The organism is Salipiger sp. PrR003, assembly GCF_010500785.1.
Taxonomy (GTDB): Bacteria; Pseudomonadota; Alphaproteobacteria; order Rhodobacterales; family Rhodobacteraceae; genus Salipiger; species Salipiger pacificus_A.
The window spans coordinates 1-19997 of the sequence record NZ_JAAGOV010000027.1 but is presented as its reverse complement, the minus strand read 5'-3'; the positions used below and the strand labels follow the sequence as shown (position 1 = coordinate 19997).

The window sequence follows — 19997 nt, the reverse complement described above, 5'->3', positions numbered from 1 at the left end:
CGCCAGCCGCGCGTCAGTCTCGGTTATCGGGGGTCGGGCCGAGATGCCGCGTGGCGGCATGCACCCCCAGATGCAGCAGGACGGCAAACACCCCCAGCGTCAGCAGCGCCGCGAACATCAGGTCGGTCTTCGCCCGCCCGTTTGCCAAAAGCATCAGGTAGCCCAGCCCGCGCGAGGCGCCGACCCATTCGCCGATCACCGCGCCGATCGGCGCGTAGACTGCGGCCAGCCGGATCCCAGAGGCCAGCGCGGGCAGGGCCGCGGGGATGCGGATGTGCCACAATGTGCGCCAGCGCCCCGCCTGCATGGTCTGCGCGAGGTCGAGCAGCCCCTGCGGGGTGCGCAGGAGACCATCGCAGAAGGACGCGGTCACCGGGAAGTAGATGATCAGCACGGCCATGGCGATCTTCGAGCCCAGGCCGAAGCCGAGCCAGAGTGTCAGAATCGGCGCGAGGGCGAAGACCGGCAGCGCCTGGGTGAAGACCAGGATGGGCCTGATCACCAGGCGCGCCATGCGCGAGCTCGCGAGGTAGATGGCGCTCGCGGTGCCGAGCGCCGTGCCGATGGCAAGGCCGATCAGCACCTCCATCGCGGTGACAAGCGTGTGCTCGGCGATGAGCGCCCGGTTTGACCACCAGGTTTCCATCACCATCAGCGGGCCGGGCAGGATGAACTTCGGCAGACCTGTCAGGGTGACTGTGGTCTGCCAGAGCAGGAGCGCGAACCCGATCGCCAGGAGGGCGGAGCCGTATTTCATCAGGCGGCGTCCCGCAGGTTGCGCAGCAGCGCGGCCTGGCATCGGAGCGTGTCGAGATCGTCGATCGGGCGCGGCACCGGGGCGGCGGGGGGCGGGCAGGCGGTCACCCCCGCGGCGGTCAGCACGAGGATCGCGTGGCCGAGACGCGCCGCCTCGCCGGGATCGTGGGTGACCACCAGCACCGTCCGCCCCCGTAGCAGCTCGACCGCCAGATCCTGCATGGCAGCGCGCGTCTGCGCATCGAGCGCCGAGAAGGGTTCGTCGAGCAGGATGATCGGCTTGTCCTCCATCAGCGTCCGGGCCAGGGCGACCCGTTGGCGCTGCCCGCCGGAGAGGGCACCGGGTTTCTTGTGGGCATGACCCGAAAGCCCGACCCGGGCGAGGATATGCGCAAGGCGTTCGGCGTCGGCCGGCTCGCCGCGGAGGCGCGCGCCGAGGCGGATGTTGTCGGAGACGCTCGCCCAAGGCAGTAGCAGGTCGTCCTGCGCCATGTAGGCCACCCGTTCGGGGATCGGCGCGGCGTCGGTGGCTGTGATTGTGCCATCGAAGCGCGCGCCGGTCGGCAGCCCGCAGATCAGCCGCAGCACCGTGGACTTGCCGACGCCCGAGCCGCCCAAAAGGCAGGTCCAGCGCGCGGCGGGCAGCGTCAGGCTGAGCGGCGCGAAAAGGGGGGCGCCGTCGATGCTGGCCCGTCCCGCGAGGGTGACGCCCGGGGCGTCGCTCACGGTCTCAGGCCCATCTGCCAGAATTGCACCTCGAGCTCGGTGGCGGTGCGGAAGGTCCGGCACAGCCGCTGCCAGCGTGGCGAGCTCTCGAACTCCGGTCCCAGCCGGCGCGTAGCTGCGCCGTCGAGCAGGGCGCCCACGGCGGCGCAGCTCTGCTGGTAATCTTTCCTTGCGTAGGTGCCGATCCAGTCGGCATAGCGCTCCGAGGTGGCCTCGGACTGCAGCCGCGCGCCGATCTCGCCGTAGCCCATCACGCAGGGCGCGAGGGCCGCAAGAAGGTCGAGCAGATCGCCGCTGTAGCCCGCCTCCAGCACGAAGCGCGTGTAGGCGAGGTTCTCGGGCCGCTCGGCGGTGGCGAAGAGCGCCTCGCCGGAGATGCCGGCCTTCGCGCAGGTCTCGACGTGCAGCTGCATCTCCTCGGCGACGAGCGCGTTCACCGTCCCCACGGCGGCCAGCATCTCGGCGTGGGTTTCCGATTTCACCACGGCAAGCGCCCAGGCCCGCGAGAAGTGGACGAGAAAGACGTAGTCCTGCTGCAGGTAGTGGAGAAAGGCTTCGTGCGGCAGGGTGCCGTCGCCAAGCGCCTCGACGAAGGCATGGCGGGTGTAGTCCCGCCATGCCTCGCCCGCCTCTGTGCGCATCGGCGCAAAGGCGCGGCCGTACTCCCGAGTCATGGCCGGGTTCCTTGCGCGGTCACGTCGATGGCGATGGTCTCGACGGGGTTCAGCCCGTCGATCATGCCGCTGTCCTTGAGGAACGCCTCGAAGCGGGCATAGCGCCCCGCGTCAAAGGCCGCCGGCCGCAGCGCGAAGCGCGGCAGCGTGTCCTGCCAGGCGCGGGCGTTCAACTCGTCCTGCAGCTCGGGCGAACTGGCTGAGAAGACCTCCCAGCTTTCCTCGGGGTTGTTGATGATGAACTGCGTCGCCTTCTCGGTCGCGGCAAGGAAGCGGGCGATCTTGTCGGTGTCCATGCGGTCAGGATTGGCGACATAGATCAGCTCGTCATAAGAGGGCACGCCCTCTTCCTCGATGTAGAAGCAGCGGCCCGCGACGCCCTCGATCTCCATCTGGTTCAGCTCGAAATTGCGGAAGGCGCCGATCACCGCATCGACCTGCCCCGACATGAGCGATGGGGAGAGCGAGAAGTTCACGTTGATCATCTCGATATCCTCGGGCGTGATGCCATGCTCTCCCAGCATTGCCTGGAGCACGGCCTCCTCGACCCCGGCGACGGAAAAGCCGATCTTCTTGCCCTTGAGATCGGCAAGCTCCTTCACCGGGCCGTCTTTGAGCACCAGCAGGCAGTTCAGCGGCGTGGCGACCAGCGTCCCGACGCGCTTGAGCGGCAGGCCCTCGTGGATCTGAAGGTGCAGCTGCGGCTGGTAGGAGACCGCAAGATCGGCCTGACCGGCGGCGACGAGGCGGGGGGGCGCCGAGGGGTCTGCGGGGGCGACGATCTCGACCTCGAGGTCCTGTTCGGCGAAATAGCCCTTTTCCTGCGCGATCACGATCGGGCCGTGGTCGGGGTTGACGAACCAATCGAGCAAAAGGGTCATCTTGTCGGCCGCCAGCGCGGGGCTGGCGGTAAGAAAGGCGAGGGCGGTCAACAGGGATTTCACAGGGTGTCTCCTCCGGGGGATCATGAGGCAGAGGCCGCGACGAGAACGATCTCGCCGGGCCAGGTTTCGGCGACCTGTTCCGCGGCCCGCCAGGCGCGCAGGCCGGTCGCACAGCAAAGGGCCAACCGGGTGCCGGGGGCGGGCGGATGTGCCACCAGCGCGGCGGCGGTTGCCCGCGCGGCCTGCGGATGCAGGAGCGGGCCGTCGGGGCGCAGATCGATGATGTGGTCGCAGGGGCTCAGCTGGGCGGCGGCGACGAAGCGAAAGCAGGCTTCGGGTTCTGCCGCGTGGTCGAAGCGGAAGCTGGTCGAGCGCATCTCGAGACCATCGTAGCGAACCATCAGCCCGAGGGGCGATGGCGAGAGGCCGAGCAGCACGCTTAGCGCCATCTGCGCCTGCATTGCGCCGATGGTGCCGACCACGGGGCCGAGCACCCCGGCGGTGGCGCAGCTCGCGCCATTGCCCGGCGCGTCGGGGAACAGCGCCCGAAGCGAGGGCGCGCCGCCGCAGAAGCCGCCGACATAGCCGCCAAGCCCGAGCGCCGAGGCGCTGATCAGCGGCAGGCCTTCGGCAAGGCACAGGTCGCTCAGCAAGTAGCTGACCGCGTAGCTGTCGGCGCAGTCGAGCACGAGATCGGCGTGGCGGACCAGCTCGGGCGCGGTGGCCGGGGTCAGAACGTCCGGCACGGACTCGATGGTGATTTCGGGGTTGATCGCGCGGCAGCGCTCCGCGGCCACCTGCGCCTTGGGCCGGTCGCAGTCGGCCTCGGTGAACAGGGTCTGGCGGTGCAGGTTCGACAGGCTCACCACGTCGCCGTCGACGATGGTGATCTGGCCAACCCCCGCCCCGGCGAGCAGCGGAAGAACAGGCGCCCCGAGCCCGCCCGCGCCGACCACCAGAACGCGGGCCGCGGACAGCCGGCGCCGGCCGGACTCGCCCACTTCCGGCAGGATGGTCTGGCGGGCGTAGCGGCTCATCGGGTCGCCTCGAGCCACTGGCGGACGCGGGACTCCGGGTCGGTGTTCAGCGTGATGTCGGTGACCGCCGAGACGATGTCGGCCCCGGCCTCGAACACCCCGCCCGCGCGCTCGACCGACATGCCGCCGATGGCCACCAGCGGCACCGCACCCACCCGGGCCTTCCACTCGGTGACGCGCGGCAGCCCCTGCTGGTGCCATTTCATCTTCTTCAGGATCGTCGGGTAGACCGGGCCGAGCGCGACGTAATCGGGATCCATCGCCAGCACGCGCTCGAGCTCATCGTCGTCATGGGTCGAGACGCCGAGCTTCAGACCGGCGCGGCGGATCGCTTCGAGATCTGCGGTGTCGAGATCCTCCTGCCCGAGGTGCAGCCAGTCGCAGCCGAGGTCGATGGCCTCTTGCCAATAGTCATTGACCACCAGCACCGCCCCATGCGCGCGGCACAGATCGCGCGACAGGGCGATCTCTGCGCGGACGGTTTCCGGCGGCTGATCCTTGATGCGCAGCTGGACCAGCTTGACGCCGAGCGGCAGCACCCGGCGCAGCCAGTCCGAGTGATCGAAGATCGGGTAGAAGCGGTCGAGGTTCATGCGAGAAACGCCTTTCCGATAACGGGGGTCGAGGCTTCGGCCATGTCGCGGGCCTCGATTGGGTCGGCCTCATGCGCCAGCCGTCCCGCCTCGATCGCGCGCATCATGGCGCGGGCCATGGCCACGGGGTCGCCTGCGCGGGCGACGGCGGTGTTGAGCAGCACCCCGTCATAGCCCAGCTCCATCGCCTGCGCCGCATGGCTCGGCAGACCGATTCCGGCATCGATCACCAGCGGCACCTCGGGGAATTCCGACCGCATGGCGCGCAGCGCGTAGATGTTGTTGAGCCCGCGTCCTGATCCGATCGGCGCGCCCCAGGGCATCAGCACCTCGCAGCCCGCGGCCAGCAGGCGCTCACCGACGATCAGGTCCTCGGTGGTGTAGGGGAAGACCTGGAAGCCGTCCTCGGTCAGGATCTTCGCCGCCTCGACCAGCTGGAAGACATCGGGTTGCAGGCTGTCGGTGTGGCCGATCAGTTCAAGCTTGATCCAGCGCGTGCCGAAGACCTCGCGCGCCATATGCGCGGTGGTCACCGCTTCCTTGACGGTGTGGCAGCCTGCGGTGTTGGGCAGGATGAGAACGCCGAGCTCCTGGATCATCTTCCAGAAGGCGGCGCCCGCCCCCTCGGCGCCTTCGCGGCGCAAGGACACAGTTGCGACCCCGGCGCCGCTCTCGCGGAAGGCTTGCTCGAGGATCGCGGGGCTTGGGTATTGCGCGGTGCCCAGCATCAGCGGGTTGGGCAATTGGGTGCCGTAGAAGGGTTTCATGGTCATCCTCCCTGCATGGGGGCGAGAATTTCGACGCGGTCGCCGTCGTGTAGTGGATGCGAGGCGCGCAGAGCGGCCGGGACGAAGGTCTCGTTCACTGCCGTGGCGACCCGCCCGGAGACACCGCGTTCTTCGAGCAGTCCCGCGAGGGTCGTGGCGGCCACGTCGTGGGGCGCGCCGTTAATCACGATCTTCATCGACCATCTCCGTGTGAAGGTTGCTGAGGGCAAGATCGGCCACGCCGCGCGCCAGCGCGGGGGCCAGCAGGTAGCCGTGGCGATAGAGGCCATTGGCGTAGATCCGGCCGCCGATCCGGCGGATGCGGGGCAGGTTGTCGGGAAAGGCGGGGCGCAAGTCGACGCCGATCTCGAGCACCTCGGCCTCGCCGAAGGCGGGGCTCAGCGCATAGGCGGCGCTGAGCAGCTCGAGCATCGATCGCGCGGTGATCCGGCGGCGGTCTTCGCTCTCGATCATCGTCGCGCCCAGCATGTAGACGCCGCTCCCGCGGGGGACGATGTAGAGCGGGATGCGCGGGTGGAGCAGGCGCACCGGACGCGAAAGCGTCACGTCCGGGCAGCGGATCACCAGCATCTCGCCCTTCACTCCGCGCAGGTCGTGCAGGGTGTCGCGCGCGCTCAGGCCCCGGCAGTCGATGGCATTCTGCAGGTCCTCGGGCGCCTCGGTCGCGTGAAACGCCACGCCGCGCGCCTGCAGGTCGGCGTAAAGGTCGGCCAGCGCTTGGCGAGGGTTCAGATGCGCCTCGTCCTCGAAAAAGAGCCCCTTCGGGTAGCCATGCAGGTCAGGCTCGAGCTCGGCCAGCTCGGCGTCGACCTCGCGGAAGCCGGTGGTGCGGCGCGCAAAGCGGCGCAGGTCGGGCAGGTCGCGTCGCCCGGCGACGACCAGCGTGCCGCAGCGCGCCACCGTGGTACGCTGCTGCCACCAGCCGATCGCCTGCTGGCCGAGCCGGAGCACCGGCTCTTCGGCGTTTTCATATTCGCACCATGGCGCCAGCATGCCGCCCGCCCACCACGAGCAGCCATGCGGCCCGGGCGGGCCCGCCGGGTCGAACACCTGGACCTTGGCACCGCGCGCGGCGAGTTCGCTGGCCACCGCGAGGCCCGCGACGCCGGATCCGATGACCGAGAACATCGCCTCAGCTCCAGACATGGTGGAAGTGGTGCAGCGGCCCATGGCCGTGACCGACATTCAGCCCGTCGGCCGCCGCAATCGCCTGCTGGACGTAGCGGTGCGCCTCGGCGGTGGCCTCCGCGAGAGGCTGCCCCTTCGCAAGACCGGCAGCGATGGCCGAGGAGAGCGTGCAGCCGGTGCCATGGGTGTTGCGGGTGTGCTGACGCGGGGCGGTGAAGCTGGCCAGAACTTCGCCGCCCGAGATCAGGATATCCTCGCAGAGCGCGCCCTCGGCGTGGCCCCCCTTCATCAGGACAGCCTGCGCACCGCCCGCGCAGAGCGCCTTGCCCTGGTCGATCATCTCCTCCGCGGTGCTGGCGAGGGGCAGACGCAGCAACGCGGCGGCCTCGGGCAGGTTCGGGGTCACGAGGGTCGCACGGGGGGCAAGTTTCTCGCGCAGCGCCGCCACGGCGTCAGGGGCAAGCAGAGCGTCTCCGGACTTTGCGATCATCACCGGATCGAGCACGATGGCGCCGCCATATCCCGCGAGAGCGCGGGTCACGCAGTCGATGATATCCGGCGTCGCCAGCATTCCGATCTTGACCGCGCGCACGTCGAGATCGCTCAGCACGGCGCTGATCTGCGCCTCGATGATGTCTTGCGGGATGGCGTGCACGGCGGATACGGCGCAGGTGTTCTGGGCGGTCACCGCGGTGATGACGCTGGCGCCGTAGACACCAAGCGCGGACATGGTCTTCAGGTCCGCCTGGATGCCCGCGCCGCCGCTGCTGTCGGATCCGGCTATGGTCAAAGCGACATGCGCCAAAGGGTGCTCCTCCAAAAACAAGGGCACCGCGCATGGAAAACGTCCGATAGCTATAGACCGTTCCCTACGCCGGTATTGCCCGGATCAGGTTCGATGGGTTAGCGCGTTCGCGCCTCTCAGCCTTTTCGAGGCACCCCAACGGTACGCAAATGGGTAGCAACGCGACGGACCGAAGTCAAACCGGCTGGCACAATCTCGGTGCGCCCACGCCGCACCGTTGTTGCCGGTCGGGCCTTCTAACCCTTGTCGGGGCGCCGTGTCGCGAGATCAGCGAGGCTCTGATCGCGCTTGATCGCACGGGTGATCACGGAGGTCCGGGTGCGGATGACTCCGGGAAAGCGCGCGATCTCGTAGCGGATGAGAGTGTCCATCTCGGCCATGTCGCGGGCGATGACATGAAGGGCATAGTCGGCGTCGCCCGTCGTGGCGTGGCATCGCCAGATCGAGGGATGGCGCGTCACTTCGCGCTCGAATGCTTCCGCAGCTTCGAAATCGAGCGTCACTGTGATGTTGGCCTCGAGCCCGAATCCCAGGGCCGCTGGGTCGAGCACGGCCTTGTAGCCGGTGATCGCACCGGCCAGCTCAAGGGCCTTGACGCGTTTCCAGACCGGGGTTTTCGACATCTGCAGCCGGTCTGACAGCTCGGCGAAAGACAGGCGCGCGTCTGCTTCGAGGAGTCCCAGGATTTTCAGATCGACGGCATCCATTCGTTCTCTCCGATCCGCGAACGTGAGGTGATTCGTTCCCAAATTTCCCCGAAAATACGCGGAATGAGAATAATGATTTCCCAGATTAGGGGAACATGTCGGGATATCCAACAGTGGAGCTGCAGATGAAATCCCGCGCCGAGTATCACGAGATGATCGAGTCCCCGAAGATGCTGGACTATGGCGTCTATCTGGATGTGGCCAAGCTCCTGGATTGCCAGAAACCGCTGGCCGAGATGTGCAACGCCGACGAGCTGCAATTCCAGATCGTCCACCAGGTCGAAGAGCTTTGGATGAAGCTGATGGCCTACACGCTGGTCGACGTGATGGCCTACCTCGACGAAGGCAACACCCACCGGGTCGTGACACTCATGGGGCGGGTTCACCGTCTGATGCGGCTGATGACGGCGCAGCTCGATGTGCTGGAGACGATGTCGCCGCGCGAATACCAGGAAATCCGCCTGCAGCTTGGCAACGGATCCGGCCAGGAAAGCCCGGGCTTCCAGACGCTGCTGCGCATGCCCAACGATCTGTGGAGCGCCTACAAGGCGACCTATCTCGATGGCAAGGGGCTGACCGTCGCGGAGGTCTACGACGCCAAGTACGATCACGGCGAGAGCTATGTCGTCGCCGAGGCCCTGGTCGAGTATGATGAGCTGTTCCAGAAGTTTCGCGCCATGCACCTTTTCCTCATCCACCGGTCGATCGGGCTGGGGTCAAGATCGTTGAAGGGGCGCCCCGTGGGGCTGCTGGAAGCGGGCGCCAAGCACCGATTCTTTCCCGAGCTCTGGGATGTGCGCTGCGATATGACCGACGCGTGGGGCGCGAGCTACGGGGTCGTGCGCGAGGCCATTCACGACAAGCCGCAGAAGCCCGTCGTCGCCGGGGGCTGCCCGATGGGCTGAGGCACCGATCGGGCCTTCCCGTCGTCTCCTGCCTGCCGGTCAGGAGGCCGCCGGAGTACGCCGCCGGCTCAGTGGCCGAAGATCTGGCTCAGGAAAAGCTTGGTGCGGTCGTTCTGCGGGGCGCTGAAGAAGGGTTCCGGCGCATTCTCTTCGATGATCTGGCCGCGATCCATGAAGATGACGCGGTCCGCGACCTGCCGCGCGAAGCCCATCTCGTGGGTGACGCAGAGCATGGTCATGCCGTCCTGGGCAAGGCCAACCATGGTGTCGAGGACTTCCTTGATCATCTCGGGGTCGAGCGCCGAAGTCGGTTCGTCGAAGAGCATGATCCGGGGCTTCATGCAAAGAGAGCGCGCGATCGCCACCCGTTGTTGCTGGCCGCCGGAAAGTTGGCCGGGGTACTTGTTGGCCTGATCGGCGATGCGCACGCGCTCAAGGTAGTGCATCGCGGTGTCAATCGCCTCGCTGCGCGAGGCCTTGCGCACGGACATGGGTGCGAGGATGCAGTTCTCGAGGATCGTCATGTGCGGGAAGAGGTTGAACTGCTGGAAGCACATGCCGACTTCCGAGCGGATGCGACTGATGTTTTTCGTGTCGGAGGTCAGCTCCACCCCCTCGACGGTGATGACGCCCGCCTCGTGCGCCTCGAGCCGGTTTATGCAGCGGATCAGCGTGGATTTTCCGGAGCCGGACGGGCCGGCGATGACGATCCGCTCGCCTTGGTCAACCGTCAGGTTGATATCCTTAAGCACATGGAAATTGCCGTACCATTTGTTGAGGCCGGAGATCCGGATCGCAGGGGCAGGGGCCTTGGTCATCAGTCAGTCCTGTCGGAAAAGTCGGGAAATCGGGGTGTTTTCCTGCGCCGTCACGAGACGGGGTGCAGGCGCCGGTAGCTTTCTTCGCCCGCGAGGACGAAGCGCAGGAACAGCAATTCGACCTGAGCCCCGTTGCGCGTGGTGAAGGCCGAGACCATCTGCCGGTGGAAATCCACAAGCGTCTGGTGCGAGGCCGAGTCGTGCAGCGTCGCGAGGCGGACGCATTGGATTTGTGCGATGTATCGCAGGATGGTCTCGCGCAGGGCGGTGTTCGGCACCCCCATGATCCAGATCCGGCGGATGTCTTCCGAAGCGGCATAGAGCGCTTCCACATCGCCTGTTTCCAGCGTCCGTTCCGAGCGGGCGACGGCGGCGGCAAGGGCATCCAGATCCGCGTCCGTCAGCTCGGAGGTGGCGAGCGCCGCGGCGCGCGGCTCCAGCAGCCGGCGAAGCTCGAAGATCTCGAGGATTTGCGACTGGCTCAGGTTGGGCAGCGCAAAGCCGCGGGTGGTGCTTTCGAGATAGCCCTCGTGGGTCAGGCGCATGAGCGCGTCCCGCACGGGCATCCGCGAGACTGCGAATTCCTCAGCGATCGCGAGGTCGATCAGCCGATCTTCATGGGTGATCTCGCCGCGCTGAAGCCGCCCGAGGTAGGTCTCGTAGATCGCGTCCTTGATGTGACGCTTTGGGCGCTCCGTCATTCTGCGTTCCATGCCAAGCTGTATACTGATATTGAAGCCATTCTGGCCTTTTCTGCGCCATAGCGCAATAAATAAGCTTTAGACTTAAAGAAAATGTTTGAATCAGTATACGGATAGTGCAATCGGTAGTCACACAGAACGGCACGAATGTGCTTCACGCCACAACAGGAAGACACCATGACCCCCAGACGACAGACCCTTGCGGGCCTTGCCCTCGCCGCTTTCGCCGCCCTGTCGGCCGCGCCCGTGCTGGCGGCGGACGCGCTGAAGATCGGCTCCTATCCCGCCAACCCGCCGTGGGAATTCAAGAACGAGGCCGGTGCCTTCGAGGGCTTCGAGGTCGACATTGTCGAGGAAATCGCGGCGCGGCTCGGCACCACCGCCGAGATCACCGGCCTCGACTTCCGCGCGCTCTTCGTCGCCACGGCGTCGGGCCGGGTGGACGCGGTGATCTCCTCGCTGAGCATCACCGAGGATCGGCTGCAGGCCCAATCCTTCACCCAGCCCTATTTTTCGGGTGCGCTTGGCGTCGCGGCGAAGGCGGGCACGGACATCGCCGGGCAGGAGGATCTGCGCGGCAAGCGCATCGGCTCGATCGCGACGTCTTTCCCGGAAACCTGGATCAAGGAGCGTGAGGATGAGCTGGGGTACAAGTCCTACGCGAGCTACGATTCCACCGCGAACCTGCTCACCGATCTGCGCAGTGGCCGGATCGATGTTGCGGTGAACGACATCGTCGGCCTGCGCTATGCCTTCACCCAGGCCCAGATGGGTGACCTGAAGGTCGCCTTCGACATCCCGACAGGCGACAAGTTCGCGATCATGATGCCGAAGAATTCCGATCATCTGCAGGCGTTCAACGACGCCATTTCGGCGATGAAGGAAGACGGCACCATGGCCGGCATCTACGAAAAGTGGTTCGGCGAAGCCCCCGCCGAGGGCAGCCTGACGGTGACCCCGCTGCCGATCCCGACGTCCGCCGAGTGACACGCTGCCTTGGAAGGGCGCGCCGCGCCCCTCCATCCGCCCAGCGAGACGATGGACGCAGGCCGGACCGACCATGATCAACCGGAGCTAAATATGGAAATTCTCGATATTTTCTTCAATATCGATGTCATGAGGCGGGCCTTCCCGTTGCTCATGCAGGGGCTTGTCTACACGATCCTGCTGGGTGCGGCCTCGATCGTTTGCGGCGGAATCCTGGGCGTGGTCATCTGCCTGGTGCGGCTTTATTCGCCCAAGGCCCTGCGACTGCTGGCGACCTTCTACATCGACGTCTTTCGCGCGATTCCGGCGCTGGTCGTGCTGATCCTCGTCTACTATGCGCTGCCTTTCGCCGGGATCGTGCTGTCCTCCTTCATGGCGGCGACGATTGCCCTGTCGCTGATCCTCGCCGCCTATACCGCCGAGGTGGTCCGGGCCGGGATCGAAGCGGTGCCGAAAGGCCAGTTCGAAGCATCCGACGCCCTTGGCCTGTCGTTCGCGACCACGATGCGCAAGGTGATCCTGCCGCAGGCGTTTCGCATGATGATCCCGCCGCTGGCGTCCTATTGCGTGTCGATCATGAAGGACACCTCGCTGGCCTCCGTCGTGGCCATGGGAGATCTGCTCAAGCAGGCCACCGACGCGCAGGCCCTCTTTGCCAACCCGACGCCCCTGTTGCTGGCCGCGGCGCTTTACGTCGCGCTGCTCTGGCCGATGGTGCGGTTCACCGGCTGGCTGGAGCAACGTTTCAAGCGTGGGTACCGCTGAGCGGCGCTCCGATCCGCCCGGACCCTTCCTGCGCCGGGCCCAAATCTGAACTACAGGAGAGCATGATGGCCGAAGTCTCGGGCACCGGAGATGCATATTTTCTCTATCATTCCATCGGTCAGTACGATGGCAAACAGCAGGACATGACCGCCGGGCTCACCGAGTTCTCCGAGGTCTGGTCGGCCCCGAATGGCGCCCAATGGGGCGAGATCCTCGGCAAGCGGCAGCGGTTCATCGACCTTTGGGGCGATCTCATCCACGCGCCGAGGGGGACCGTCGCCACCACCGAGAACGTCACATCTGGCTTGATGTCCGTCATCGGCGCGCTGCCGGAAGGGACGTTGCGCGGCAAGAAGGTGCTGGTTGCCGAGGATGGCTTCCCGTCGCTGCATTTCCTTTTGGCGGGGCTCGCCAAGCGCTTCGGGTTCGAGCTGGTCACCGTGGCGATGCGCCAGGGCAGCCCCTGGGTCGAGGAAGAGGACATGATCGCCGAGTGGGACGAGAGCGTCGCGCTCGCGCTGCTGACCTGGATCAGCTCGACGAGTTCCCACCGGCTCGACATTCCCCGGCTTGTCGCTCATGGCCGGGAGATGGGCTCGATGATCGGCGTCGATCTGACTCAGGGCGCCGGCCTGCTGCCCTATGACGTGACCGCCCCGGCGGTCGACTTCGCCCTGTCGACGAGCCTCAAATGGATGTGCGGCACCCCCGGCGCCGGGATCATCTACGTGGACGCGAATGTGCTGACGACCTGCGAGCCCGAGCTGCGCGGATGGTTCTCGCAGGAGAACCCTTTTTCCTGGGCGTTGGACTCCTTTGCCTTTGCCGACGATGCGCGGCGTTTCAACAGCGGCACCCCGAGCACCATCTCGGCGATCGCCAGCTTGCCCGCGATGGAATGGCGCATGATGCAGGATGGGCTGGCGATCGTCGCCCACAACCGGTCGCTGACCGCCAAGCTGTTGGCCGGTCTGGATGACCTGGGGCTCGCTCTGGCCAGCCCGAGGGACGCGGAAAAGCGCGGTGGCAGCCTCATGGTCGCGCTGCCCGAGCAGGTCGACGCGGCCAAGCTGGTGGCCGACCTGAGTGCACGCGACATTCACATGGACAATCGTAGCCAGACCCTGCGCATGTCGCCTGGTTTTCTGACCACCGACGCGGGCGTCGAGAGAACCCTGCGGGCTCTTGCGGAGCTGATTGGCTGAGGGTCGCGATGCCGCAGCGCCCGGGCAGGGTCGGGGCGCTGCGGCCATCCCGGAACTACCGGGCGCTGCTCAGCGCCCGGCCTCGCCCGAGTCATTTCGGTCCCTTCGGCAGCCTGCGCCGGAAGCTGCACCCGAAATCCCAGAAACCTCGGAAGAATTGCTTCCACCTGCACGCTCCGTCGGTGTGAGGGGAGAGGATCGCTCCGGGCAGCTGTGATGTTCTCTGGGTGCGTCAACCGCTGGGGCGCAATCGGCGATCTCCCCGCGGAACCGCCATCCCCAGGGCCGTATGGGCATCACCATCTTTGAGCGAGACGAGGGCGGAGTCCGGCTGAGCGCGGCGATCTGGAGCGGGCATCAGGCTCGCCCTGAATTGCGACATGGGCGAGGGCTTCGGCCCGTCAGCGATCCAGCGCGTCGCGCAGGCGATAGTAGTGGATACCGAGGCCGCCGTAGACCGGGTGCAGGGCGTGGAAGGGCAGGGCGGGGACGGCCGGGCTGGGTGGGATTGGCAGCGGCGCGCCTTGCGCGAAATGCGCCGCCATGGACTTGCCGAGCGCGACTGAGAGCGCGACACCGCGGCCATTGAAGCCGGTGGCGGCCAGCAGCCCCGGCGCCGGGGCGCAGAGCCGGATGCGGTGATCGGGAGTCATGCCGACGCGGCCGAACCAGCGATGCGTGATCTCGAAGCCCTGCCCGAAGAGTCCTGCGAGCTCCGCCTCGATGCGGGCGAACGCAGCGGCATTCTGGGGATCGGCAAAGCTGCCGCGCCCGCCGAGCATCAGCCGGTTCTCGGGGCCGATGCGGAAGTAGGTGCCGACGCGCCGCGCTTCCGAGACCACCTCGCCGCCGGGCAGGATGCGCGCGAGCTGCTCCGCGTTCAGCGGCGCGGTGGCGATCTGGAAGCTGTTTGCTGGCACAGTCGCCCGGGCCAGCCGCTTATCCAGCGAGGCGGGGGTGTAGACATTGCTGGCGAGGATCACCCGCTCCGCCTTGACCGTGGCGCCGGCGTCAAGCCGGGCCTGCCAGCCCGCGCCAGTGCGGCTCAGGTCGAGCGCGGGGCTTCGCGCGAAGAGCTTGACGCCGGCCGCCGCCGCCGCCAGCGCCAGCCCGCGCGCCAGCTTCAGCGGGTGGACCCGCCCGGCTCGAGGATCGCGCCAGCCGCCGACGAAGCCACGCGCACCGGTGACCCGCGCCATCGCGGCGGTGTCCAGCCAGTCGGCATTGACGCCGCGCGCTTGCCATTGCGCCATGCGCGCCCGCAACACGGGCAGGTGCACGTGCCGGTTGCCGGCCTGGATCCAGCCGCCCTGCACCGCGTCGCAGTCGATGCCGAGCCGCGCCACCAGCGCAAAGAGGGTGTCGGCGGTGCTCCCAGCGAAATCGCTCGCCGCCGGTCCCCAGAGCCGGTCCAGCGTGTCCGGGTCATCCTTCAGGCCGGGGATGACCTGCCCGCCATTGCGCCCAGAGGCGCCGAAGCCGGGCTCCTGCGCCTCGAGCAGCACCACGTCGGTCCCGGCCTCGGCCAGGTGCAGCGCGGCGGACAGTCCCTGGAAACCGCCGCCGATCACCAGCACGTCGCAGCGCAGGCTTTGATCGAGCTGAGGCCAGCTCGGTCCGTCGGGGGCTGTGGTGGCCCAGAGCGAGGGGAAGGCCATGGCGGACTCCGATCAGATGGGATGGGTGACGCGGCGCAGGAATTCCTGCGTGCGCGGGTTTTGCGGCCGGGTCAGAACCTCCTCGGCGTTGCCGTGTTCGGCGATCCGCCCCTGATCGAGGAAGATCACGCCATCGGCGACCTCGCGGGCGAACTGGATCTCGTGGGTGACGATGAGCATGGTCATATGCTCCTGTGCCAGATCGCGCAGCACCGAGAGCACCTCGCCGACCATTTCGGGGTCGAGCGCCGAGGTTGGCTCGTCCAGCAGGATCGCGTCGGGCCGCATCGCCAGCGCGCGCGCGATAGCGACGCGCTGCTGCTGCCCTCCGGAGAGAGCCGAGGGGTAGAAATCCATCTTCTCGGCCAGTCCGACGCGGCGAAGGTGTTCTTCGGCGCGGGCGCGCACCTCCTCGCGGTTCTCGCCCAGCACGTGCACCGGCCCCTCCATGACGTTCTGCAGAGCGGTCATGTGCGGGAAGAGGTTGAAGCGCTGGAACACCATAGCCACCCGCGTGCGGATCGCGTGGATCGAGGCCGCGTGGGCGTCAACCGTCTCGCCGTCGATGCTGATGCGGCCCGATTGGTAATCCTCGAGCCCGTTGACGCAGCGCAGCAGCGTCGACTTGCCCGAGCCCGAGGCGCCGATCAGGCATACCACCTGGCCCTTGTCGACCTCGGCGTCGATGCCCTTGAGCACCTCGTGCTTGCCAAAGGACTTGTGGATATTCTCGAAACGGATCACGTCGAGGCTCCCATTTTGAGTTCGACCCGGCGCATCAGGAAGTTCAGCGGGATCGTCAGGCACAGGTAGAGCGCCGCGACCATGGTGAAGACGGTCATGTTGTCGAAGGTCGAGGACGCCAGCATCTTGCCTTGCATGGTCAGCTCTGCGACCGAGATCACCGACACCTGGCTGCTGTCCTTGAGCAGCATGACCATATTGTTGCCGTAGGGCGGCAGGGCGATGCGGAAGGCCTGAGGCACCACGATGCGGCGCATCATCTTGCCATGCTTCATGCCGATGGACTTTGCGGCCTCGATCTGACCCCGGTCCACGGCTTCGATGCCGCCGCGGAAAGTCTCGCCGATGTAGCACGAATAGGTCAGCGCAAGCCCCATCACCCCGGCCTGGAAGGCGGTCAGGTCAAGGCCGATCTCGGGCATTACGAAATAGATGTAGAAGAGCACGACGAGGATCGGGATCCCGCGGAGGAACTCGACGATGTAGCGCGCGGGAAGGCTCAGCCAGCGGTTCCCGGAACTGCGCATCAGCGCCCACATCAGACCCAGCGCCGAGGCGAGGACAAGCGAAAGCAGGGTCACGGCAACAGTCTGCCAGAGCCCGGTGACAAGCAGCGGCAGATACTCCTGTATCCGCTCGGAAAGGGGGGACATGGAGGTCTCCTGTCAGGACGTCACGGGCCCGGCGCTTGGGCCGGGCCCGGCAAGTCTGGCTAAGGGGTCAGAGCCCGTACTTGCCGAAAATCTCGGCCAACTCGCCGCTTTGCTGCATCTCGGCGATGGCGGCGTTGACCTGTTCGAGCAGCTCGGGCTTGTCCTTCGAGACCGCGAGCGCGACATCGCCGACACCCATCGGCGTGTAGCCGTCCACCAACTTCACCCCCAGCCCCGGGTTCTGTGCGATCTGATAGGCGACGATCGGCTTGTCGCCGAAGCCCGCCTTGATCCGACCGAGCTTCACGTCGCGCATGATGTCGACCAGGCTGTCGTAGAGCTTCACCTCGCTGAAGATACCCTTTTCCTGAAGCTGGTCCGCGAAGGTCGTGCCGATCTGCGCGCCGACCACTTCGCCCGCGAGATCCTCGAGCTGATAGGCGCCCGCATCCTCCGCTGCCACGAAGGCTGCGTCGCCGTAGCTGTAGACCGGGGTCGAGAAGTCCACCACTTCCTTGCGCTTGTCCGTGGCGAACATGCCGGCCGAGATGACGTCGATCTTGCCTGTCTGCAGCGCGGGGATCAGCGCCGAGAACTGGGTGACGGCAAATTCGGGCGTCATCTCGAGATCTTCGGCAATGGCGGCGGCGAGGTCCACCATCGCGCCGGTCGGCTTCTGCGTGCCGGTGTCGACGAAGGTGAAGGGAATGCCGGTCGTGGTCACTCCGACCGTCAAATTCTCGGCGTGCGATTGGGCCGCGCAGAGCGCGAGCGCCCCGGCCATGGCGAGCGAGCGGAGTTTCATCGGCAGTCTTCCCTGTGTCTGGCGCCACGCTTGCCGCCGGGGCGGGGTGACGCGGTTTCATTCTGTTCTTCACGATATTGAAGAATATGTCCAATGCAACAGATTTTGCGCCAAAATTTCACTTGTGTGAAATATTGCGCATTAGGTGACGGTTTCTCTTCATTTTTCATGCGGGCGAAGGTAAGCAGGAGGGGTCGTCGGGGCGGTGCCGCCGGCGCTGCGTTCACTGGGATGAAGATTCGCCGATGCCCTCAGCCGAAAATGAAGCGAAGCTGCTGTCAGATCCGATGGGTGAGATGGACGACATCTCGCTTGGCGAAGCGGTCCGGCAGGCGCGCAAGGGACGCGGGTTCTCGTTGCAGACCGTCGCCGAAGGGGTGGGGATCTCCACCGGGCTGCTAAGCCAGATCGAGCGCGGCATCTCTTCGCCCTCGATCCGCAACCTGCGCGCGATCTGCGAGGTGATCGGCATTCCTTTCCTGTCGCTCTTCGCCGAAACCGACGGTGCCAGCCGCGAGGCCGGGATCATCGTCCGCGAAGGGCGGCGGCGTACTGTCGACTTCGGTGACAAGGGCATGGTGAAGTCCTTCCTCACGGCGCACGACAAGGGCACGCTGCAGGTGATGGAGATCGTCCTCGATCCGGGCGGCAGCTCGGGGGAGGAATCCTATTCCCATGAAGGCGAGGAATGCGGCGTGGTGCTCAGCGGGAAGCTCGAACTTTGGGTCGAGGACGACCGTTTCGTGCTGGGTGAGGGCGACGCCTTCCACTTTGAAAGCCGCCGCCCGCACAGGTTCCGAAATCTCGGCAACGATCAAAGCCGGGTGATGTGGGTGACAACGCCGCCGGTCTGGTAGGGTGCCGGCGCTGTGGGCAACGCCAAGGGCCCCTTCGGATTCTGGAGTGCTGGCGATAGCTTCCGCTTCGAGGCCGCCGAAACTCCTTGTTCACCACGACCTTGCCGGCGCATCGATCCGTCTACTATGGTAGTACGATGAAGAGCGATGACATTGACCACAGGCTTGGGGCCCGCATCCGCGCCGAGAGGGAGAGCCGCGGCTGGTCCCTCACCGAGCTGGCCCAGCGGGCGAAGGTCTCTCGGGCAATGATCCACAAGGTCGAGCGCGCCGACAGCTCCCCGACCGCCAATTTCCTCGGCAAGCTTTCCGGGGCCTTCGGGCTCAGCATGTCGACCTTGCTTGCTCGCGCCGAGGCGGCCGGTGGCAATCTCCTGCGCAGGGAGGACCAGCCGATCTGGACCGATCCGGACACCGGCTATATCCGCCGCCAGGTCTCGCCCAAGTCGGACATGCCGCTCGATCTCGTGCAGGTCACCCTTCCAAGTGGCAAGGATGTGCCCATGCCGGCCTCGGCCTATGCCTTCATCCGGCAATTGATCTGGGTTCTGGAGGGCGAGCTGGTCTTTCTCGAGGGCGATGTCCGTCATGTGCTGCACACCGGGGACTGCCTGCATCTGGGCGCACCCGAGGACTGTGTTTTCCGAAATGAGGGCGATCAGGCTTGCACCTATGTCGTGGCGGTCCTGCGCGACGGGTGACTGGGGCTCGCGGAGGCGCAGCATATTGACGATATATCCAATATAGTGGATATCCCTGCCACCATAGTGCGCAGGGGAAACGGAGATGCAGATTCGCGACGCCGAGGATCGTGACCTCGCCGGGGTCACGGCGATTTACAACGACGCCGTCGCGCACACGACGGCGATCTGGAACGAAACCACGGTCGATGTCGAGAACCGCCGCGCATGGCTCGCGGAGCGGCAGAAGGCCGGATATCCGGTGCTGGTGGCCGTCTCGGACGAGGAGGGGGTGCTTGGGTATGCCTCCTTTGGCGACTGGCGCGCCTGGGATGGCTACCGCCATACGGTCGAACATTCCATCTACGTCCGCGCAGGCCAGCGCGGGACGGGGATCGGCAAGGCGTTGATGGAGGCGCTGATCGGCCGCGCCCGTGCCGCCGGCAAGCACGTGATGGTCGCCGGAATCGAGGCAGGCAACCTGGGCTCGATCCGCTTGCACCAGAAGCTGGGCTTCGAACAGACCGGCCTCTTGAAGCAAGTGGGCACGAAATTCGATCGCTGGCTCGATCTCGCGTTCCTGCAGTTGACGCTCGACGCGCGCGCGGCCCCCGATCGGCAGGACGGCAAATAACGCCAGGCATCACGCTCGGCCTTCTGGTTGCGGCCGGCGCGGCATTGGTGGTGCAAAACCTGCTGATGGCAAACATCACCGGGGCGACCTCTTCAGTGCGCATTACCTGAAGCGCGACTCCCATTAGCTGAGACGGTAGGGGCGTCGGCCGTTTTCTTCCAACATTTCTTCGCGGAAGACTTCGGCCGGGGTCCTCCAGCCGAGGCACTGGCGGGGCGTGGTGTTGAGTTGGTCGCAGAGCTGCTTCAGCTCGAGCTCCGTCATGGCAGCGACGTCACGTAGCCATCATAGCCCACCAGGCACTCATCGCTGAACCAGTTCCGCTTGATCTCGCGGTCAATGATGGTCTTCGAGCGCTGGAGCACGCGGGCCATCTCCCGGAGTCGCAAATGAGGGGCGCGCGCTCCCCTTGTGAACTCACGCCGAAGCGCAAAGCCTGATTTCCTATTCTATGTCAGTCTGTTCCGGATATCCACGAGCTTAGCCT

General features: G+C 66.2%; 25 protein-coding genes and 1 riboswitch. Of the genes, 7 read left to right on the top strand and 18 right to left on the bottom strand.

The features are described from left to right. Nucleotides 1-13: 13 nt before the first annotated feature. From G0D83_RS04645 to G0D83_RS04595, 11 genes are all read right to left on the bottom strand, one after another. Nucleotides 14-757, bottom strand: coding sequence for an ABC transporter permease (locus tag G0D83_RS04645; RefSeq protein WP_164190012.1), 744 nt, complete (start codon nt 755-757; stop codon nt 14-16). After that, nucleotides 757-1482 (bottom strand): ATP-binding cassette domain-containing protein, encoded by a 726-nt coding sequence (locus tag G0D83_RS04640; protein WP_164190010.1) that lies wholly within the window; start codon nt 1480-1482, stop codon nt 757-759. Before G0D83_RS04640 ends, G0D83_RS04645 begins: the two co-directional genes overlap by 1 nt. Then, on the bottom strand, nt 1479-2156 hold the full coding sequence (gene tenA, locus G0D83_RS04635) for a thiaminase II (RefSeq protein WP_164190008.1): 678 nt from the start codon (nt 2154-2156) through the stop codon (nt 1479-1481). The genes G0D83_RS04640 and tenA overlap by 4 nt, the downstream gene beginning before the upstream one ends. Next, the gene (locus tag G0D83_RS04630) at nt 2153-3100 is read right to left on the bottom strand and encodes an ABC transporter substrate-binding protein (RefSeq protein WP_164190006.1); all 948 of its coding nucleotides are present in this window, start codon (nt 3098-3100) and stop codon (nt 2153-2155) included. The genes tenA and G0D83_RS04630 overlap by 4 nt, the downstream gene beginning before the upstream one ends. Before the next feature lie 20 nt (nt 3101-3120). Beyond that, nucleotides 3121-4077, bottom strand: a complete 957-nt coding sequence (locus tag G0D83_RS04625) for a HesA/MoeB/ThiF family protein (RefSeq protein WP_164190004.1) — start codon at nt 4075-4077, stop codon at nt 3121-3123. Further along, on the bottom strand, nt 4074-4670 hold the full coding sequence (locus G0D83_RS04620; protein ID WP_164190002.1) for a thiamine phosphate synthase: 597 nt from the start codon (nt 4668-4670) through the stop codon (nt 4074-4076). The genes G0D83_RS04625 and G0D83_RS04620 overlap by 4 nt, the downstream gene beginning before the upstream one ends. After that, a complete protein-coding gene (locus tag G0D83_RS04615; protein ID WP_164190000.1) occupies nt 4667-5437 on the bottom strand; it encodes a thiazole synthase in 771 nt (256 codons plus the stop codon). Before G0D83_RS04615 ends, G0D83_RS04620 begins: the two co-directional genes overlap by 4 nt. Before the next feature lie 2 nt (nt 5438-5439). Further along, complete coding sequence (gene thiS, locus G0D83_RS04610) at nt 5440-5634, bottom strand: sulfur carrier protein ThiS (protein ID WP_164189998.1); 195 nt, start codon at nt 5632-5634, stop codon at nt 5440-5442. Beyond that, complete coding sequence (locus G0D83_RS04605) at nt 5618-6586, bottom strand: FAD-dependent oxidoreductase (protein ID WP_164190247.1); 969 nt, start codon at nt 6584-6586, stop codon at nt 5618-5620. Before G0D83_RS04605 ends, thiS begins: the two co-directional genes overlap by 17 nt. Nucleotides 6587-6590: 4 nt before the next feature. Then, nucleotides 6591-7391 (bottom strand): bifunctional hydroxymethylpyrimidine kinase/phosphomethylpyrimidine kinase, encoded by an 801-nt coding sequence (gene thiD, locus G0D83_RS04600; RefSeq protein ID WP_164189996.1) that lies wholly within the window; start codon nt 7389-7391, stop codon nt 6591-6593. Between the two features lie 44 nt (nt 7392-7435). Beyond that, a riboswitch (TPP riboswitch) is annotated at nt 7436-7539 on the bottom strand. A gap of 88 nt (nt 7540-7627) precedes the next feature. Continuing rightward, nucleotides 7628-8098, bottom strand: a complete 471-nt coding sequence (locus tag G0D83_RS04595; protein ID WP_108970643.1) for an Lrp/AsnC family transcriptional regulator — start codon at nt 8096-8098, stop codon at nt 7628-7630. Nucleotides 8099-8223: 125 nt separating this feature from the next. Between G0D83_RS04595 and G0D83_RS04590 the strand changes: the two genes are divergently transcribed. Continuing rightward, a complete protein-coding gene (locus G0D83_RS04590) occupies nt 8224-9003 on the top strand; it encodes a tryptophan 2,3-dioxygenase family protein (RefSeq protein WP_203594872.1) in 780 nt (259 codons plus the stop codon). Nucleotides 9004-9071: 68 nt separating this feature from the next. Here G0D83_RS04590 and G0D83_RS04585 read toward each other — a convergent pair whose 3' ends face one another. Next, the gene (locus tag G0D83_RS04585; RefSeq protein WP_164189992.1) at nt 9072-9821 is read right to left on the bottom strand and encodes an amino acid ABC transporter ATP-binding protein; all 750 of its coding nucleotides are present in this window, start codon (nt 9819-9821) and stop codon (nt 9072-9074) included. Nucleotides 9822-9871: 50 nt separating this feature from the next. Continuing rightward, entirely contained in the window at nt 9872-10522 is a 651-nt protein-coding gene (locus G0D83_RS04580; RefSeq protein WP_164189989.1) for a GntR family transcriptional regulator, read from the bottom strand. A gap of 177 nt (nt 10523-10699) precedes the next feature. Between G0D83_RS04580 and G0D83_RS04575 the strand changes: the two genes are divergently transcribed. From G0D83_RS04575 to G0D83_RS04565, 3 genes are all read left to right on the top strand, one after another. Next, complete coding sequence (locus G0D83_RS04575) at nt 10700-11509, top strand: ABC transporter substrate-binding protein (protein ID WP_164189987.1); 810 nt, start codon at nt 10700-10702, stop codon at nt 11507-11509. 93 nt (nt 11510-11602) lie between these two features. After that, nucleotides 11603-12274, top strand: a complete 672-nt coding sequence (locus tag G0D83_RS04570) for an amino acid ABC transporter permease (protein WP_164189985.1) — start codon at nt 11603-11605, stop codon at nt 12272-12274. A 65-nt stretch (nt 12275-12339) separates the two neighbouring features. After that, the gene (locus tag G0D83_RS04565; protein ID WP_164189983.1) at nt 12340-13479 is read left to right on the top strand and encodes an aminotransferase class V-fold PLP-dependent enzyme; all 1140 of its coding nucleotides are present in this window, start codon (nt 12340-12342) and stop codon (nt 13477-13479) included. A 401-nt stretch (nt 13480-13880) separates the two neighbouring features. On the opposite strand, the gene G0D83_RS04560 is transcribed toward G0D83_RS04565, so the two are convergent. The 4 genes from G0D83_RS04560 to G0D83_RS04545 form a co-directional block, all read right to left on the bottom strand. Next, nucleotides 13881-15137, bottom strand: coding sequence for an FAD-binding oxidoreductase (locus G0D83_RS04560; protein WP_164189980.1), 1257 nt, complete (start codon nt 15135-15137; stop codon nt 13881-13883). A gap of 12 nt (nt 15138-15149) precedes the next feature. Further along, nucleotides 15150-15881 (bottom strand): amino acid ABC transporter ATP-binding protein, encoded by a 732-nt coding sequence (locus tag G0D83_RS04555; RefSeq protein ID WP_164189978.1) that lies wholly within the window; start codon nt 15879-15881, stop codon nt 15150-15152. Beyond that, on the bottom strand, nt 15878-16534 hold the full coding sequence (locus G0D83_RS04550; protein WP_108970651.1) for an amino acid ABC transporter permease: 657 nt from the start codon (nt 16532-16534) through the stop codon (nt 15878-15880). The genes G0D83_RS04555 and G0D83_RS04550 overlap by 4 nt, the downstream gene beginning before the upstream one ends. Before the next feature lie 67 nt (nt 16535-16601). Further along, on the bottom strand, nt 16602-17339 hold the full coding sequence (locus G0D83_RS04545) for an ABC transporter substrate-binding protein (RefSeq protein WP_108970652.1): 738 nt from the start codon (nt 17337-17339) through the stop codon (nt 16602-16604). A 245-nt stretch (nt 17340-17584) separates the two neighbouring features. On the opposite strand from G0D83_RS04545, the gene G0D83_RS04540 reads away from it, so the two are divergent. The 3 genes from G0D83_RS04540 (at nt 17585) to G0D83_RS04530 (ending at nt 19510) form a co-directional block, all read left to right on the top strand. After that, nucleotides 17585-18196, top strand: a complete 612-nt coding sequence (locus G0D83_RS04540) for a cupin domain-containing protein (protein WP_164189975.1) — start codon at nt 17585-17587, stop codon at nt 18194-18196. Nucleotides 18197-18333: 137 nt separating this feature from the next. Then, a complete protein-coding gene (locus tag G0D83_RS04535; RefSeq protein ID WP_164189973.1) occupies nt 18334-18897 on the top strand; it encodes an XRE family transcriptional regulator in 564 nt (187 codons plus the stop codon). A gap of 85 nt (nt 18898-18982) precedes the next feature. Next, nucleotides 18983-19510, top strand: a complete 528-nt coding sequence (locus G0D83_RS04530; protein WP_164189971.1) for a GNAT family N-acetyltransferase — start codon at nt 18983-18985, stop codon at nt 19508-19510. Nucleotides 19511-19633: 123 nt separating this feature from the next. Here the strand turns inward: G0D83_RS04530 and G0D83_RS04525 are convergent, their stop codons facing one another. Next, complete coding sequence (locus G0D83_RS04525; protein ID WP_164189969.1) at nt 19634-19774, bottom strand: integrase; 141 nt, start codon at nt 19772-19774, stop codon at nt 19634-19636. Nucleotides 19775-19997 lie beyond the last annotated feature (223 nt).

Excerpts from the sequence above, each read along its gene's own strand:
- G0D83_RS04585 (WP_164189992.1), bottom strand. The coding sequence starts at position 9,821 with ATGACCAAGGCCCCTGCCCCTGCGATCCGGATCTCCGGCCTCAACAAA.
- G0D83_RS04530 (WP_164189971.1), top strand. The coding sequence starts at position 18,983 with ATGCAGATTCGCGACGCCGAGGATCGTGACCTCGCCGGGGTCACGGCG.
- G0D83_RS04625 (WP_164190004.1), bottom strand. The coding sequence starts at position 4,077 with ATGAGCCGCTACGCCCGCCAGACCATCCTGCCGGAAGTGGGCGAGTCC.
- G0D83_RS04590 (WP_203594872.1), top strand. The coding sequence starts at position 8,224 with ATGAAATCCCGCGCCGAGTATCACGAGATGATCGAGTCCCCGAAGATG.
- G0D83_RS04540 (WP_164189975.1), top strand. The coding sequence starts at position 17,585 with ATGCCCTCAGCCGAAAATGAAGCGAAGCTGCTGTCAGATCCGATGGGT.
- G0D83_RS04605 (WP_164190247.1), bottom strand. The coding sequence starts at position 6,586 with ATGTTCTCGGTCATCGGATCCGGCGTCGCGGGCCTCGCGGTGGCCAGC.
- G0D83_RS04570 (WP_164189985.1), top strand. The coding sequence starts at position 11,603 with ATGGAAATTCTCGATATTTTCTTCAATATCGATGTCATGAGGCGGGCC.
- G0D83_RS04545 (WP_108970652.1), bottom strand. The coding sequence starts at position 17,339 with ATGAAACTCCGCTCGCTCGCCATGGCCGGGGCGCTCGCGCTCTGCGCG.
- thiS (WP_164189998.1), bottom strand. The coding sequence starts at position 5,634 with ATGAAGATCGTGATTAACGGCGCGCCCCACGACGTGGCCGCCACGACC.
- G0D83_RS04565 (WP_164189983.1), top strand. The coding sequence starts at position 12,340 with ATGGCCGAAGTCTCGGGCACCGGAGATGCATATTTTCTCTATCATTCC.
- G0D83_RS04580 (WP_164189989.1), bottom strand. The coding sequence starts at position 10,522 with ATGACGGAGCGCCCAAAGCGTCACATCAAGGACGCGATCTACGAGACC.
- G0D83_RS04550 (WP_108970651.1), bottom strand. The coding sequence starts at position 16,534 with ATGTCCCCCCTTTCCGAGCGGATACAGGAGTATCTGCCGCTGCTTGTC.
- G0D83_RS04575 (WP_164189987.1), top strand. The coding sequence starts at position 10,700 with ATGACCCCCAGACGACAGACCCTTGCGGGCCTTGCCCTCGCCGCTTTC.
- tenA (WP_164190008.1), bottom strand. The coding sequence starts at position 2,156 with ATGACTCGGGAGTACGGCCGCGCCTTTGCGCCGATGCGCACAGAGGCG.
- G0D83_RS04525 (WP_164189969.1), bottom strand. The coding sequence starts at position 19,774 with ATGACGGAGCTCGAGCTGAAGCAGCTCTGCGACCAACTCAACACCACG.
- G0D83_RS04615 (WP_164190000.1), bottom strand. The coding sequence starts at position 5,437 with ATGAAACCCTTCTACGGCACCCAATTGCCCAACCCGCTGATGCTGGGC.
- G0D83_RS04595 (WP_108970643.1), bottom strand. The coding sequence starts at position 8,098 with ATGGATGCCGTCGATCTGAAAATCCTGGGACTCCTCGAAGCAGACGCG.
- G0D83_RS04645 (WP_164190012.1), bottom strand. The coding sequence starts at position 757 with ATGAAATACGGCTCCGCCCTCCTGGCGATCGGGTTCGCGCTCCTGCTC.
- G0D83_RS04560 (WP_164189980.1), bottom strand. The coding sequence starts at position 15,137 with ATGGCCTTCCCCTCGCTCTGGGCCACCACAGCCCCCGACGGACCGAGC.
- G0D83_RS04535 (WP_164189973.1), top strand. The coding sequence starts at position 18,334 with ATGAAGAGCGATGACATTGACCACAGGCTTGGGGCCCGCATCCGCGCC.
- G0D83_RS04620 (WP_164190002.1), bottom strand. The coding sequence starts at position 4,670 with ATGAACCTCGACCGCTTCTACCCGATCTTCGATCACTCGGACTGGCTG.